The 17,076-nt window shown below is 36.5% G+C and carries 8 protein-coding genes; all 8 read left to right on the forward strand.

Annotation, left to right across the window (positions count from 1 at the left end):
- Positions 1–3: 3 nt before the first annotated feature.
- Positions 4–1,605 (forward strand): RagB/SusD family nutrient uptake outer membrane protein, encoded by a 1,602-nt coding sequence (locus ACZ0AH_RS09565; RefSeq protein WP_463475568.1) that lies wholly within the window; start codon positions 4–6, stop codon positions 1,603–1,605.
- 1 nt (position 1,606) lies between these two features.
- Positions 1,607–3,244 (forward strand): glycoside hydrolase, encoded by a 1,638-nt coding sequence (locus tag ACZ0AH_RS09570; protein ID WP_463475569.1) that lies wholly within the window; start codon positions 1,607–1,609, stop codon positions 3,242–3,244.
- A gap of 280 nt (positions 3,245–3,524) precedes the next feature.
- Entirely contained in the window at positions 3,525–5,111 is a 1,587-nt protein-coding gene (locus ACZ0AH_RS09575; protein WP_463475570.1) for a glycoside hydrolase, read from the forward strand.
- 163 nt (positions 5,112–5,274) lie between these two features.
- Positions 5,275–7,698: a sugar-binding domain-containing protein gene (locus ACZ0AH_RS09580; RefSeq protein WP_463475571.1), complete on the forward strand. Its 2,424-nt coding sequence runs from the start codon at positions 5,275–5,277 to the stop codon at positions 7,696–7,698.
- A 363-nt stretch (positions 7,699–8,061) separates the two neighbouring features.
- Positions 8,062–9,432, forward strand: coding sequence for a glycoside hydrolase family 27 protein (locus tag ACZ0AH_RS09585; protein WP_463475572.1), 1,371 nt, complete (start codon positions 8,062–8,064; stop codon positions 9,430–9,432).
- Complete coding sequence (locus ACZ0AH_RS09590) at positions 9,432–11,363, forward strand: family 43 glycosylhydrolase (RefSeq protein WP_463475573.1); 1,932 nt, start codon at positions 9,432–9,434, stop codon at positions 11,361–11,363. Before ACZ0AH_RS09585 ends, ACZ0AH_RS09590 begins: the two co-directional genes overlap by 1 nt.
- A 591-nt stretch (positions 11,364–11,954) precedes the next feature.
- Entirely contained in the window at positions 11,955–13,871 is a 1,917-nt protein-coding gene (locus tag ACZ0AH_RS09595; RefSeq protein ID WP_463475574.1) for an autotransporter outer membrane beta-barrel domain-containing protein, read from the forward strand.
- A gap of 5 nt (positions 13,872–13,876) precedes the next feature.
- Positions 13,877–17,074: a beta strand repeat-containing protein gene (locus tag ACZ0AH_RS09600; protein ID WP_463475575.1), complete on the forward strand. Its 3,198-nt coding sequence runs from the start codon at positions 13,877–13,879 to the stop codon at positions 17,072–17,074.
- Positions 17,075–17,076 lie beyond the last annotated feature (2 nt).

Below are 17,076 nucleotides of genomic sequence, written 5' to 3' on the forward strand. Positions count from 1 at the left end.
GATATGAAAAAAATAATATTATCCATAATAGCTTTTGCTGCAATTACAGTTTCATGCAGTGATTTTATTGAAAAAGAACAAAGAGGAACTCAAACCTTAGAGAACTACTTTCAAACAGCTCAGGAATGCGAGAATTATGTAAATGAATTAACGCACAGATTGTTGTTGCCTAATGATTGGTACACATTAGTGGCGCCAAGAGTGACCAACGAAATGGCTACAGATGATGCCTGGATGGGGAATACAGGTCAGGATAATTCAGCACACAGACCGTGTTCGCAATATATCATTACGCCTGATAATATGGGAGATATGAACAGTATTTATACCGCTCATTATTATACCATTCAATCGGCTAATATTGGGTTAGAGAGAATGGCAGCATCGCCAATTTCTGAATCTCAAAAAAATCAATATATGGGCGAATCCTTATTCGTTCGTGCGTATTGCTACTATGAATTAGTAAACAGTTTTGGAGATGTGCCATTATACACTAAATCTCTGGGAACAGGCGATTTAAAATTACAGCGCAGCCCGGTTGCAGAGGTGTATGCACAAATTGAAGCCGACCTTAAAGAATCGGCTGAGAAATTAGAAACTATTCCGGTAAACAGAAACGGAAGAATCAACAAATGGGCAGCGTATGCTTTATTGGCACGTGTTTCTTTATTTCAGGAAAAATGGGCTAATGCAAAATTATATTCAAATAAAGTGATTACAGAAGGGCCATATGCTTTAGAAACTGATTTCCTGAACATCTGGAATGTAAACAACCACAACGGAGTAGAATCAATTCTTGAAGCGCAATCTTCATCAGTACAAGATAAAAGTTTAGGATCTGCATTGCCAACATTATCCGGAGCAAGAGGAGAAGACAAAAAATATTTTCCAAGTAATGATGCTCAGGATGTACTTGACGGATGGGGATGGTGTATGCCAACCAGCGATTTAGAAAATGCCTATTTATCTGAAAATGATGTGATCCGTCGCAGAAGCACCATCACAAAATGGGGAGAAGCAGCTTACGGAGATGAGGTTTTAAACCCAACACACAAATTCAGTTTAAACGATAATAAATCAGGACGTATCTGTCGTAAATATTATATTCCGGTAGCCACACGTCGTGCATTAGACAAAAAAGACGGGCATTTACCATTGAATATTCCGTTGATTCGTTTGGCCGAAATGTACTTAACAAGAGCAGAAGCAAATTATCATACAGGAGGAGATGCTCTGGCAGATATCAACGTTATTAGAGCACGTGTAAAATTAGACCCAAAAACAGGTTTGGCAGGTCCAACATTGTTGAAACAAATCTATAAAGAACGTCGTCTGGAATTGGCTTTTGAAGGATTACGTTTATTCGATATTCGTCGTGAAAAAGATCCGTCAACAGGAAGACCGGTTATTGAAGGTTTAATGGGACCAAACGGAACTTTTGTGCAATATAATCTGAGCTCTACAGATCCTTATGAAACCACAAATTTAAGAGAACCGCAGGATAAAGGAATCAATTTTAGTCCTGCAAGAAACTTATTATGGCCAATACCACAGCTGGAAATAGATTTAAGTGGTGGTTTAATCAAACAAAATCCGGGTTACTAATATGAAGTTTCTAAACCAAAATAAAGTAAGTCTGCTAGGTGCAGGCTTGCTTTTCGTAAGTTCGTTTTTCGTAAGTTGCGATTCTGAAAACAATCAAAAATCAACTTCAGAAGCTACTACCACCGAGTTGAGTATCAATCTCGATGCAAACCTTCAGACTATGGAAAGCTTTGGTGCTTCTGATGCCTGGCAATGTAATTTTATAGGGAAGAATTGGCCTTCGGATAAAAAAAATAAAATTGCTGATTTGCTTTTCAGCAGAGAATTAGATGCTGACGGAAATCCAAAAGGAATTGGATTATCATTATGGCGTTTCAATCTTGGAGCAGGAAGTACAGAACAAGGCGACGCAAGTGATATTGGTGACGAATGGAGACGTACAGAATGTTTTACGACTGATGGAGTTACCTATAATATGAACAAACAAGCCGGTCAGGTTTGGTTTATGAAAGCCGCCAGAGAACGTGGTGTAGATAAACTATTAGCGTTTACAAATAGTGCTCCGGTTTACTTAACTCAAAACGGAAAAGCGCACGCAACCATCAAAGAATTTTATAATTTGAAAGATGGAAAAATGCCGGATTTGGCTGATTTCTGGGCAACATCTTTAGACAAATTAAAAACAGAACAAGGATTAACAATCGATTATGTGAGTCCGTTCAACGAACCGCAATACGAGTGGGACGGAACCGCACAAGAAGGTTCTCCGGTTACAAATGCTGCGATTTACAGTTTTGTAAATATCCTTTCTCCAAAACTGCAATCAAAAGGATTAGACGCTAAAATTGTTGTGGGAGAAGGCGGTTCTTATGAGCCTTTGTACAAAACAATTTCAGGAAAAGAAAGCAGATCCAACCAGATTGATTATTTCTTTGGCGTGAATTCAGCCAAAAATATTGCAGGATTAAGCAACATCAAAAAAACAATTTCAGCACATAGTTACTGGCAAGCGTGGCCTTTGACAGATTTAATTTACTCCAGACAATCTGCTGCAACAAGAACTCAATCAGTGGCGGGATTAAGCCTTTGGTCTACTGAATATTGTGTTTTAGAAAGTCCGGGAACAACTGAACTTCCGGGTGGCGGAGGTCCGGGAAGAGATTTAGGAATGCAGACCGCATTATGGACAGCTCGTATTATTAGTACAGATATTGCTGTAGGAGGCGTTACTTCCTGGCAATGGTGGACAGCAATTAGCCGTGGTGATTATAAAGACGGATTAATTCACGTTGACGATGGTTCAAGCAACGGTGCCGGAAATGCAGATTATTGCAAAAACGACGGATTTGTAAGAGATGCCAAAACACTTTGGGCTTTAGGAAACTTCTCGTTTTTCGTAAAACCGGGAATGGTAAGAGTTCAAATTCCGAGTGTTGATAATGCCACTTCCGTGAATGATGTAATGGTAACCGCATACAAAGATGCAACTACTAAAAAACTGGTAGTTGTAGCCGTTAACATCAGCAAATCGGCGAAAGCCTACAAATTGAATCTTACCGGAGGAGCTTTAACAGATAATAAATTAACGCCTTATACCACTTCAGAAACATTGAGTTTGAAAAAAGGAGCCGCTATTGATGCAACGAATTTTGTAATTCCTGCAAAGTCAGTTGTGACTTATGTGGGGACATATAAATAACATAATATTGGTCATTATGATTGCGTAGGATGGATTAAAATCCATCCCTATAATATATTTTGTTCCTCCGGAACTCCTCAAAAAATTCACGAGGAATGATTCATATTGTAGCAACGGATTTCAATCCGTTGAAACGGCAAGGTTGCGCAAAACCTTTGTCAAAGTTTAAAACTTTGACAAAGGTAATACACACGAAGTTTGTCATCAAGATCGTGGAAAATAATTACGATTGAAAATATTAGAATAAAAATATTAGAATAAAAACATTAGCATAAAATAAATGAGAAAAGTATATATCTCGCTTTTATTGGTCATCAGTTCGCTGTCATTTGCACAGCGAACCGTTACCATAAGCACAGATAATGTAGTACAAACCATGAACGGTTTTGGAGGTTCTGATGCCTGGAGATGTCAGTTTGTGGGGAAAAATTGGCCGGAGCAAAAAAAGAATGCTATTGCCGATTTACTTTTTAGTAAAGAAATTGATGCACAGGGAAATCCAAAAGGAATCGGACTTTCGATCTGGAGATTTAATCTGGGTGCAGGAAGTGCAGAACAAGGCGAAAACAGCAAAGTTTCGGACGAGTGGAGAAGAAGCGAATCTTTTTTGCAAGCCGACGGAACCTATGATTTTTCTAAACAAGAAGGACAGAGATGGTTCCTGCAGGCAGCCAAAAAACGTGGAGTTGAGAAATTCCTGATTTTCACCAATAGTCCGCCAGTTTATATGACAAACAACGGGTTATCTTTTGCAACTCAAAAGAATAAACTGAATCTAAAAGATGGAGCAATTCCAAAATTTGCTGATTTTTTAGTTCAAAGTATTCAGGGATTGGAAAAGAAAGAAGGAATTAAATTCGATTATGTAAGTCCAATAAACGAACCACAATGGGAATGGATGCCAGGTCATAACGGAACGAACAGTCAGGAAGGAACGCCGGCAACCAATCCCGAAATCTACGATTTGACCAAATCACTTTCGGATAAACTGAAAGCGAATAAAATGAATACCGAAATTGTAATTGCAGAAGCGGGACAAATCAACTATTTATATGAAAATGTAAACGGAGAAAATCGCGACAATCAGATTGATTATTTTTTCGGAAAAACAAAAACAAATATTTCCAAGCTTCCAAATGTAAAAAGTGTCATTTTAGGCCACAGTTATTTTACCACCTGGCCGATTGACCGACAAGTTTTAAGCCGAAAATTAATCGCAGCAAATGTGAAACAAAATCCGGGATTGAAATATTGGCAATCGGAATATTGCATTTTGGAAAATCCTGGAGAAGCAGAAATTCCGGGTGGTTCAGGCGGAGGAAGAGATTTAGGAATGCAAACGGCTTTATACGTGGCACGTTTGATTCATAATGATATTGCAGTTGCAAACGCCGCTTCATGGCAATGGTGGACTTCTATAACCCGTGTAGATTATAAAGACGGTTTAATTTATCTCGATGACGGAAAAAGCAACGGAGGAACTGCGCCGGATTATGTGAGAAACGATGGAGAATTTCACGATTCAAAACTGCTTTGGGCTTTAGGAAATTATTCCTTATTCGTGCGTCCGGGAATGTTGAGAGTTGATGTTCCAAACCAAAATGAAGTTGATGCTGCAAACGACGTAATGTTGACAGCTTATAAAGATGTTGAAAACAAAAAACTAATTGTAGTAGCCGTAAACTGCGGAAAAAATCCACAGAAATACAAATTCAATTTATCAAAAGGAACCGTAAAAAGCAACGAAGTTACGCCTTACATAACTTCTGAAAATTCAAATTTAAAAAGAACCGAAATTCAAAAAATAGACAATCTGGAAATCCCCGCAAAATCAATCGTAACGTTTGTGGGGGAACTTCAGTTTTAGAGTTTCAAGTTTCAGGTTTCAAGTTTTTTAAACTGCGCATATAAACTATAGTTTACATACCGAACAACAACTTGAAACATGAAACCTGAAACAAAACAAAATAAAATAAAAACAAAGAAAGCTTAGAAACTTAGATTCTTAGCACCTTAGAACCTTTAAAAAAATGTTTAGAAAAAAGATCCTACTACCCGTATTACTCTTCTCGTGTTTATCTGCATTCAGTCAGATCTCGTTTGGAGATTCCAAAAAAATCAATGATAACTGGAAGTTTAATTTACAAGACACTCCAGATGCTCAAACAACAACTTATGATGACAGCAAATGGCAATCCGTAAATGTGCCACACGATTGGAGCGTAAAAGGACAATTAAGTCCAACATTAGCAAGCTGCACCGGTTTTTTGCCGGGCGGAATTGGCTGGTATCGAAAATCAATCAATATTCCGCAAGCCAAAACAGGCGAAAAAGTTTATCTCTATTTTGAAGGCGTTTACAACAGAAGCGAAGTTTTCCTTAACGGACATTCCTTAGGAAAACGTCCAAACGGGTATATTTCATTTGCTTATGATGCAACACCTTACGTAAAATACGGAGCCGAAAATATTATTTCAGTTCGTGTAGACCACAGTCAAAGCGCCGATTCAAGATGGTACACCGGTTCAGGAATTTATAGAAATGTCTGGTTGGTTTATGCCAATCCGGTTCATATTGCACAATGGGGCGTTTACGCTTATCCAGAAGTGAAAAACGGAACAGGAATTCTAAATGTTGAGATTGATGTAGAAAATGGTGCTGCAGCAAAATCAAGCGTTACTGTAATTAATGAGTTAATTGGAAAAGACGGAAAATCGGTTGGAAAATCTTCTTCTAAAGTTGAAGTTGCCGGAAACAAAAACGGAAAAATTTCGACTAAGATAAACGTAAAAAATCCTCAATTGTGGGATTTAGAAAATCCAAATTTGTATCAGCTTAAAACCACTGTTTTAAAAGAAGGAAAACAAATAGACGAAACCGTTACCAAAACAGGTTTCAGAACTTTTACTTTCAACCCTAATAATGGTTTTGCCCTTAACGGAAAATGGATGAAAATGAAAGGCGTTTGTTTGCATCACGATGCAGGAGTTTTAGGTTCGGCCGTTCCAAGAGAAGTTTGGGAAACGAGACTAAAAACATTAAAAGAAATTGGTGTAAATGCCATTCGTACCAGTCACAATCCGCAAGCTCCGGTATTTTATGAGCTTTGCGACGAGTTAGGAATATTGGTTTTAAACGAAGCTTATGACGAATGGGAATTTCCAAAACGCAAATGGTTAGAAGGCTGGAATTATGGCACTCCGGGATTCGAAGGTTCGTTTGATATTTTTGCCGATTATGGAGAAAAAGATCTGGAAGACTTTGTTCGTCGCGACAGAAATCACCTTTCGGTATTTGCGTGGAGTATTGGTAATGAAGTAGATTATCCAAACGATCCGTATTCTCACCCGGTTTTAGACAAAGGAAAAGACGGTTTTGGACAAGCTGCTTACGGCGGTTACAAGAAAGATGCGCCAGATGCCATGCGTCTTGGCGTAATTGCAAAACGTTTGGTTGCTGCGGTTAAAAAATACGATAAATCACGTCCGACAACGGCTGGATTGGCTGGAGTTGCCATGTCTAACGAAACCGAATATCCAGGCGCTTTAGACATTACAGGATACAATTATACCGAAAGCAAATACCAATCAGATCACGAAAAATACCCAAACAGAGTTATTTTTGGAAGTGAAAATGTGCACGATATGGATCCTTGGTTAGCGGTAAAAAACAACAAACATATCTTTGGACAATTCTTATGGACAGGAATTGATTATTTGGGAGAATCAGGAAGATGGCCTTCAAGAGGATTTTATTCCGGATTGGTTGATTTTGCAGGAGTGATCAAGCCAAGAGGGTATTTCCGTCAGTCATTATGGTCAGATAAACCAATGGCTTATGTGGGAACTTATCCGTTGAAAAATGACAAAGATATTTCTAAAGATGCATGGGCAATCTGGAATTACACTCCAGGTGAAATGATTCGCGTGGTGTGTTATACAAATGCTGCAAAAGCACGTTTAGAATTGAACGGAAAAGTAGTAGGCGAAGCAAAACCGTATGACGAAAAAACAGGAATTATTTATTGGGATATTCCATTTGCATCGGGAAAATTAGAAGCAATTGGTTTAGATAAAAATGATAAGGAAGTCAGCAGATATGTCATCAATTCGACACAACAACCAGTTGAATTAGCGATTGTCGATAAAAATATCACAATCTCAAAAGACAAAGGTGTTGCAAAAATAATGGTTCAGGTAAAAGATCAAAACGGTTTGCCGGTAATGCTTTCAGACAATGAAGTTACATGTACGATTTCAGGACCAGGAGTTTTATTAGGACTTGAAGCCGGAAACAACAGCGATATGACAGATTATACCGATAATGTTCAGCGCGTATTTCATGGTCATATTGCGGCTTATGTTCAGGCAAACGGAGAATCATCAGAACCAATAAAAGTAACTTTTACAAGTCAATGGTTAAAACCAGTTGAGGTTACGGTTAATGTGAAATAGATATTAGAAAAAATATTTCACATAAAGGAAATCGTAAACGAAGACCTAATAGGTTTTTAATCCCAAGGTTTCAGGAGCAAAGTTTAAACACAATATTGTCATTTCGACGGAGGAGAAATCTTCGCAAGTAACTCCGCAACGAAAGTCCAATCTTTGGCGAGCTTCTCGCGAAGATTTCTCCTCCGTCGAAATGACAAAAACTGTGCGATTTTGCGCCTTTGCGAGAGATTCATTCGCCATAGGATTATAAACTTTTCTTAACTTATTATATTAGGCTTTGGAACTTTAAGGTCTAATTAAAAAGTAGATATAAAAAAAGTTTATTATATTTAAAGTGTAATATTTACATTTATTTAAATTAAGATGAAAATAAAAAATAGAATTGTTCTGATAATCGGAGTTGCTTTGGTTTCAGTTACGTCGAATTCTCAGACAAAAAAAATCAAAAAAGATGATTTCAAACAATGGGCACAAACGCCGCCAATGGGTTGGAACAGCTGGGATTGTTACGGCTCAACGGTAGAAGAACACGAAGTAAAAGCCAACGCCGATTATATGGTTAAAAACCTGAAAAAATTCGGTTGGGAATATATTGTTGTAGACATCAGATGGTTTGTAGAAAATGACAAAGCAGGAGGGTACAATCAAACAGATCCTCGTTATGTAATCGATCAATACGGAAGATATCAGCCGGCTTTAAACCGTTTTCCATCGGCGAAAGACGGACAAGGATTTAAACCTTTGGCAGATTATATTCATAAAAAAGGACTGAAATTTGGGATTCATATTATGCGCGGAATTCCTAAAAAAGCGGTTGAAGACAAAATGCCGATTAAAGGCGCAAACGGAATTACAGCCGATCAAATTTATACGACAGCTTTGCAATGTGAATGGTTAAAAGACAATTACACCATTCTGGCAGATAAACCCGGAGCACAGGAATATTACAATTCAATATTTGAATTGTATGCACAATGGGGCGTAGATTTTATCAAAATTGATGATTTGTCAAGACCGTATCACGAAGGCGAAATCAACCTGATTAGAAATGCAATCGACAAATGCGGACGTAAAATCGTATTAAGTACTTCTCCGGGAGAAACACCTATTACTGCGGCTTCGCATGTAAAAGAACATGCCAATATGTGGAGAATGGTTGATGACGTTTGGGACACTTGGCCGCACATTACACATTTGATGGAAGTAAGCCAAAAATGGTATTCGTACATTGCACCGGGAACCTGGCCGGACTGCGATATGATTCCGCTTGGGCGTATTTCTTTAAGAGGAGAACGTGGCGAAGACAGAATGACGCGTTTAACAAAAGACGAACAATATACATTGATTACCTTTTTTAATATTTTTAAATCGCCTTTGTTTTTTGGTGGGGATTTACCAAGTAATGATGCTTTTACACTTTCATTATTAACCAATAAAGATGTAGTAAAAATGCACAATGAAAGTACAGATGTAAAACAGCTTTTTCAGCAAGATGGGAAAATTGCGGTGACGTCAAAAAATCCAAAAGACGAAAGTGTATATCTGGCCTTGTTTAATATTTCGGACACAGCTTCAGAAAATATTGCTGTGAAACTTTCAGATCTTGGAATTTCGGATAATGTTGAAGTTTTAAATATGTGGACTGGCGAAAAATCAAAAGTTTCTGCTGCAACAATTTCTGCTGAATTAAAACCACATAGTGCTGTTTTGTATCAATTAAAAAGTAAAAAATAATGAAGAAAACACATTTTAGTTTTGCATTGTTTTTAATGCTATTTAATTTTTTACAAGCCCAGAATACAAAAGGAATTCCGCCCGTTATTGCCGATAAAGATTTAACAGCTTATTTATTTGTGTACTTCACAGGAAATAATGTCGAAGAAGAAGCCGTAAGATATGCCATCAGCGCAGACGGTTATCATTATTATAACCTCAACAATAACCAACCTGTTATTGAGAGTAAAACGATAAGTTCGACTGGCGGCGTTCGGGATCCGCATATTTTGCGTGGCGATGATGGTAAAACATTTTATATGGTTTTGACGGATATGACTTCCTCAAAAGGCTGGGACAGCAATCGCGCAATGATTTTGCTTAAAAGCACCGATCTTGTAAAATGGGAAAGTAGCGTTGTAAACATTCAAACCACTTTTTCAGGAAATGAAAATCTAAAACGAGTTTGGGCACCGCAGACTATTTATGATGCAAAAGCGGGTAAATACATGATTTACTTTAGTATGCAACATGCCGGAGGTCCTGATAAAATTTATTACGCTTATGCGAATAAAGATTTCACGGCTCTGGAAAGTGCACCAAAATTGTTATTTGTACCAAAATCTGAAAGAGCTTGTATCGACGGAGATATAATTGAGAAAGACGGAGTTTATCATCTTTTCTATAAAACAGAAACCGAAAAGGCAGGAATAAAGGTAGCGACAACAACAGATTTAACATCCGGAAAATGGATTGAAAATGATAATTATCTGCAACAAACCCAAGACGGAGTTGAAGGTTCGAGTGTGTTCAAACTCAATAATTCTGATGAATATATTTTGATGTATGATGTTTACACCAAAGGAAAATATCAGTTTACTAAAACGAAAGATCTAGAAAATTTCACCGTTATTGACAATGATATTTCAATGGATTTTAATCCGCGTCACGGAACGATTTTGCCAATAACCCGTTCTGAATTGAAAAGATTAATTGCAAAATGGGGAATGCCAAAGCAATTTCCGAAAATAAATAACAATCCGGTTTTAGAAGGATATTATGCTGATCCTGAAATTTTATATTCAAACAAAACCAAAAAATACTACATCTATCCAACAAGCGATGGATTTGATAGCTGGTCTGGAAATTATTTCAAAACGTTTTCATCCGATAATTTAACGGATTGGAAAGACGAAGGAATTATTGTTGATCTTAGAAAAGAGGTGAAGTGGGCAAACAGAAACGCCTGGGCGCCATGTATTGTAGAGAAAAAAATCAAAGGAAAATACAGGTATTTCTATTATTTCACGGCAGCACAAAAAGTTGGCGTAGCCTCATCAGATAATCCCACGGGACCTTTTAAAGACAGCGGAAAACCTCTTATTAATACAAGACCTGAAGGCGTAAAAGATGGTCAGGAAATTGATCCTGATGTTTTTACAGATCCTAAAACAGGAAAAAGTTATTTGTATTGGGGAAATGGTTATATGGCTGTAGCCGAATTAAATGCTGATATGATTTCGATAAAATCAGCAACTACAAAAGTAATTCAGGTAGATAATACTTTTCGTGAAGGAACTTATGTTATTTACAGAAAAGGAATTTATTATTTCTTGTGGAGTGAAGATGATACCAGAAGTCCAAATTATAAAGTGAGATACGGGATTTCGAAATCACCGTTTGGACCAATCGAAATTCCGAAGGATAATATCGTAATACAAGGAATTCCAAGTCAGGGAATTTATGCTACAGGACACAATTCGGTTTTACAAATTCCTAAAAAAGACGAATGGTATATTACGTATCATCGTTTTTCATATCCTACAGGGATAAAAATGGGAGATGCAGCTGGTTTTCATCGTGAAGTTTGCATCGATAAACTCGAATTTAACAAAAACGGAACTATCAAACAAGTAATTCCGACTCATTTTGGAATAAATTCAATAAAATAATTCTATATAAATTCTGGTCACTAAAGGCTGTTTCTGTAATAGAAACAGCCTTTATTTTTTTAATAAAATTCGTATAAAACCTTTATTTTTAAGGGCTTTTAGAGTAATTTATTCTTACAAAATTAAATATAAAGAAAATACGTAATCAAGACTTCTATAAAATAAGTAAAATATTATTAATAAAAAAATTAAATGTTTGATTATTAGTGTTTTATTATTTTTTACATTTACACTTCAATTATAATTTGAAAGATTATTTTTATATTTAGTACAAAAATATGTTAATTTTTCTTTCTTTTGTGTAAGTCGTTCTTACGGTAAATTTTATATAGAGATACAATTTCTTACAATTGTATAATAAGAGTTAAATGCGTGTTTTTTGTTATTCGATATGCATTTGTGAATAGTAGTTTTTACAGCTACAATCGTTTTAGCCAAATTTTAAATTCAAAAGCCTGTTATTTATCTTTTTGAGATAAATAGTATTAGATGTTTATACTTATAAATCATCTGCCTATACTCCTTTTTTATTCCCTGCATATTTTTTATTTCAGTTATAATCAAATTTAATAACCCTAATAATCAAATCTTATGAAGAATAAATTACTCTCCTTAATTTTATTTTTAGGCAGTTATGCAGCTTACTCTCAGGTGGGTATTGGAACTCCAATGCCAAATGCTTCAGCACAATTAGAAGTAGTAGCCAGCGATAAAGGTGTATTAATTCCTAGAATTACATTGACAGGTTCGACGGATGCTACGACAATAAAAAGTGGCAATGTAAACAGTTTATTAGTATTTAATACTGCTTCTGTTTCAGATGTATTACCAGGATATTATTATTGGTTTGCTAACAAATGGAACAGACTTGTTATTTCGAATGAAATCACGGCAAGTCCCAATACGGTTATTTTCAATCCGGCTACACAGCAGTTTACTTATGTTGATTCTTCGGGCACAACACAAGTAATTGATATTAGTTCGATTGTAAAGGCAAGCGAAACATTAACGACACTTGTTAATAACGGCGCGGGTTCATATACGTACACAAACGAGGCCGGAACGCCGGTAAATATTGATGTTGTAGGCGATGTGATTACGAATTCTTCAACAATTTTGAATGATCCGACTTTCAAAACCGAACTTACAAATGTGATCAAAACCGAGGAAACACTAACAACACTTGTCAATAACGGCGCGGGTTCTTATACCTATACAAACGAAGCGGGAACTGCTGTAAATATTGATGTTGTTGGTGATGTTACCTCGAATTTTAGTACAATTGTAAATGATCCGGCTGTAACCACAATTATTGAAGATATTGTAAATAAAACGGAAGGCGCCGTAACTTTTGATTCGACGACCAACCAATTTAGTTATGTAGATTCAACCGGAACCACTCAAGTCATTGATATCAGTACAATTGTAAAAGCAAACGAAACATTAACCACTTTAGATAAAGATGCCGCCAATAATGGTAAGTATGTTTATAAAAGTGAAAATAATACCCTAACTACAATTGATGTTGTAGGTGATGTTATTACCAATGCTTCAACAATTTTGAATAATCCTGCGTTTGTAACTGAAATAACAGATGTTATTCAGGCAAACGAAACTTTAACAACACTGGTTAATAACGGTGCGGGTTCTTATACTTATACAAATGAAGCAGGAACTGCCGTAAATATTGATGTTGTTGGCGATGTGACTTCAAATTTCAGTACGATTGTAAACGATCCAGCAGTAACAAACTTAATCGAAAATATTGTAAACAAAACAGATGGTAATGTAACTTTTGATGCTGCCACAAACCAGTTTAGTTATGTCGATGCAACCGGAACTACTCAGGTTGTAGACATTAGTACTATTGTAAAAGCAAACGAAACATTAACCACTTTAGATAAAGATGCCGCCAATAATGGGAAGTATGTTTATACAAGTGAAAATGCTACACCAACTACAATCGATGTTGTAGGCGATGTGATTACCAATGCTTCAACAATTTTGAATGATCCTGCGTTTGTAACTGAAATAACAGATGTTATTCAGGCAAACGAAACTTTAACAACACTTGTCAATAACGGTGCAGGTTCTTATACCTATACAAACGAAGCAGGAACTGCCGTAAATATTGATGTTGTAGGCGATGTGACCTCAAATTTCAGTACGATTGTAAACGATCCTGCAGTAACAAACTTAATTGAAGATATTGTAAACAAAACAGATGGTAATGTAACTTTTGATGCTGCAACAAACCAGTTTAGTTATGTTGATGCAACCGGAACTACTCAGGTTGTAGACATTAATACCATTGTAAAAACAAATGAGACTATAACAACATTGGTAAAAAATGCGGCTAATGATGGTACGTATCTTTACACAAGTGAAAATGCTACACCAACTACAATCGATGTTGTAGGCGATGTGATTACAAATGCTTCAACAATTGTAAACGATCCTGCTTTTAAAACAGAAATTACAGATGTTATTAAACAGAAGAAACCGTAACAACATTGGTAAAAAATGCGGCTAATGATGGTACATATCTTTATACAAGTGAAGATTTAACACCAACTACAATAGATGTTGTTGGCGATGTGATTACAAATGCTTCAACGATTTTGAATGATCCGACTTTCAAAACAGAACTTACAAATGTGATCAAAACTGAAGAAACACTCACAACACTTGTCAATAATGGCGCAGGTTCGTACACCTATACAAATGAAGCAGGAACTGCCGTAAATATAGATGTTGTTGGCGATGTGACCTCTAATTTCAGTACGATTGTAAATGATCCTGCAGTAACAAACTTAATTGAAGATATTGTAAACAAAACAGAAGGAAATGTAACTTTTGATGCTGCAACAAATCAGTTTAGTTATGTTGATGCAACCGGAACTACTCAGGTTGTAGACATCAGCACAATTGTAAAAGCAAATGAGACCATAACAACATTGGTAAAAAATGCTGCTAATGATGGTACATATCTTTATACAAGTGAAAACGCTACACCAACTACAATCGATGTTGTAGGAGATGTGATTACAAATGCATCAACAATTGTAAACAATCCTGCTTTTAAAACAGAAATTACAGATGTTATTAAAACAGAAGAAACCGTAACAACATTAGTAAAAAATGCGGCTAATGATGGTACATATCTTTATACAAGTGAAGATTTAACACCAACTACAATAGATGTTGTAGGCGATGTGATTACAAATGCGTCAACAATTGTAAACGATCCTGCTTTTAAAACAGAAATTACAGATGTTATTAAAACAGAAGAAACCGTAACAACATTAGTAAAAAATGCTGCTAATGATGGAACTTATCTTTATACAAGTGAAGATTTAACGCCAACTACAATTGATGTTGTAGGCGATGTGATTTCAAATGCTTCAACAATTGTAAACGATCCTGCTTTTAAAACAGAAATTACAAATGTTGTCAAATCAGAAGAAACACTTACTTCACTAGCTCAAAATTTAACAACGGGCGCAATCACTTACACAGATGAAGCCGGAACACCAACCACTTCGCAAATAGTAAGTGCAAATGCCGGTAACCTTGTAACAGTTGGTACTGATGGTGGATCTCTTTTAACTTCGGCAGCACTTGCAACCGCTACAACAGTTGCGAATGCAAGCTCTGTTAATACTTCGACAGTAACCGTAAACGGTGTAACAAGTACAGGAGCTCCAATAATCAATACCAATGCAAATTCACTAACAGGAACAAACCTGACAACAACTATAAACGGCGTTGCAAGTACTCCATTAGATTTAACCCCGGCCATTGCAGCAGGGCAAATAATAACAACATTAGTAAAAAATGCTGCTAATGACGGTACTTATCTTTACACAAGTGAAAATGCAACAGCAACTACAATTGATGTTGTAGGCGATGTGATATCAAATGCTTCGACAATCGTAAACGATCCTGCTTTTAAAACAGAAATTACAGATGTTATCAAAGCAGAAGAAACACTTACTACACAAGCTCAGAATTTAACTACCGGAGCAATCACTTATACAAATGAAGCAGGAACAGCAGTAACTTCTCAAGTTGTGAGTGCTAATGCGGGAAATCTTGTAACAGTTGGTACAGATGGAGGAGCTTTATTAACTGCAGCAGCAATTACAACTCCAACAACAGTTTCGAACACAAGTTTGGTTAATACTTTAACCACTACAGTAAATGGTGTAGCAGCGACAGGGGTACCAATAGTGAATACAAATGCGGCTTCGTTAACAGGGTCAAGTTTAACTACAACTGTAAATGGAGTTGCAAGTACAGCACTAGATTTAGCACCAGCAATTGCAGCGGCTACAACAGTTTCTAATGCAAGTGCAGTAAATACCGGAACAGTAACCGTTAATGGCGTAACAAGTACAGGAGCTCCAATTATTAATACTAATGCGACTTCATTAACAGGTTCAAGTTTAACAACAACTATAAACGGTGTTGCAAGTACTCCGTTAGATTTAGCACCAGCAATTGCAGCGGCACAAACAGTAACAACTCAGGCTCAAAACGTAACAACAGGAGCTATTACTTATACAAACGAAGCAGGAACAGCAGTAACTTCGCAAGTAGTAAGTGCAGATGCAGGAAATCTTGTAAAAGTGGGTACAGACGGTGGATCTCTTTTGACTCCGGCAGCTCTTGCAACTGCTACAACAGTTTCTAATGCAAGTGCAGTAAATACCGGAACAGTAACCGTAAATGGCGTAACAAGTACAGGTGCTCCAATTATTAATACTAATGCAAATTCATTAACAGGAGCAAATTTAATAACAACTATAAACGGTGTTGCAAGTACTCCGTTAGATTTAACACCAGCCATTACAGCGGGACAAACACTTACTTCTTTGGTAGATGTGGTAACAACAGTTACAGATAGTCTTGGAGCGGTAAGAGATGTACATACTTTGACATATACAGATGAGGCAAATGTGGCTAACCCAATTGATTTATCAGTTTTAGTTAAAGGTACAGAAACATTAACTGCATTGACTTATGATGGCGTATCACTGATTTATAAAGATGAATTAGGGAATTCTGCTAATTTTAAACTGGTAGATTTAATAGGGGATGCTCAAACACTTACAACCCTGCAGGTGAATTTGGCAACAGGTAATTTAGATTATAAAGACGAAGACGGAACAGTTAATCCAGTTGATCTGAGCGCAGCGGTAAAAGAACCGTGGTTTAGCACAACGACAAATATTGGTGCAACATTAAATACCGAAAACATTTATACAAACGGATGGGTCGGAATTGGATACACAACACCATCTGCCGCGACTAACGAAAAATTGAGAGTAAACGGTTCTATTACTACAGTAAATAGTTACTACGCTGATTACGTATTCGAAGATTATTTTAAAGGTTTTTCTGATATCAAAGCCGATTATAAATTCAAACCATTATCTGAGGTAGAGGATTATATCAAAAAGAACAAACACCTTCCGGGAATAACTCCAATAAACGAGTTAGAAAAAACAAAAGAAGGGTATTCTTTTAATATGTCGGAATTATCAATTCAGTTATTAGAAAAAACAGAAGAGATATACCTTCATATAATAGAACAAAACAAAGAGATTGAAGCTAAAGACAAAGAAATTAAAGAATTGAAAGAAGCTTCAGTATCGATGAATCAACGTTTGGAAAAATTAGAAAAACTAATATTGGAGAAAAAATAATA

It is taken from the genome of Flavobacterium sp. AC105 (assembly GCF_979258495.1).

Excerpts from the sequence above, each read along its gene's own strand:
- ACZ0AH_RS09585 (WP_463475572.1), top strand. The coding sequence starts at position 8,062 with ATGAAAATAAAAAATAGAATTGTTCTGATAATCGGAGTTGCTTTGGTT.
- ACZ0AH_RS09580 (WP_463475571.1), top strand. The coding sequence starts at position 5,275 with ATGTTTAGAAAAAAGATCCTACTACCCGTATTACTCTTCTCGTGTTTA.
- ACZ0AH_RS09575 (WP_463475570.1), top strand. The coding sequence starts at position 3,525 with ATGAGAAAAGTATATATCTCGCTTTTATTGGTCATCAGTTCGCTGTCA.
- ACZ0AH_RS09590 (WP_463475573.1), top strand. The coding sequence starts at position 9,432 with ATGAAGAAAACACATTTTAGTTTTGCATTGTTTTTAATGCTATTTAAT.
- ACZ0AH_RS09595 (WP_463475574.1), top strand. The coding sequence starts at position 11,955 with ATGAAGAATAAATTACTCTCCTTAATTTTATTTTTAGGCAGTTATGCA.
- ACZ0AH_RS09565 (WP_463475568.1), top strand. The coding sequence starts at position 4 with ATGAAAAAAATAATATTATCCATAATAGCTTTTGCTGCAATTACAGTT.
- ACZ0AH_RS09570 (WP_463475569.1), top strand. The coding sequence starts at position 1,607 with ATGAAGTTTCTAAACCAAAATAAAGTAAGTCTGCTAGGTGCAGGCTTG.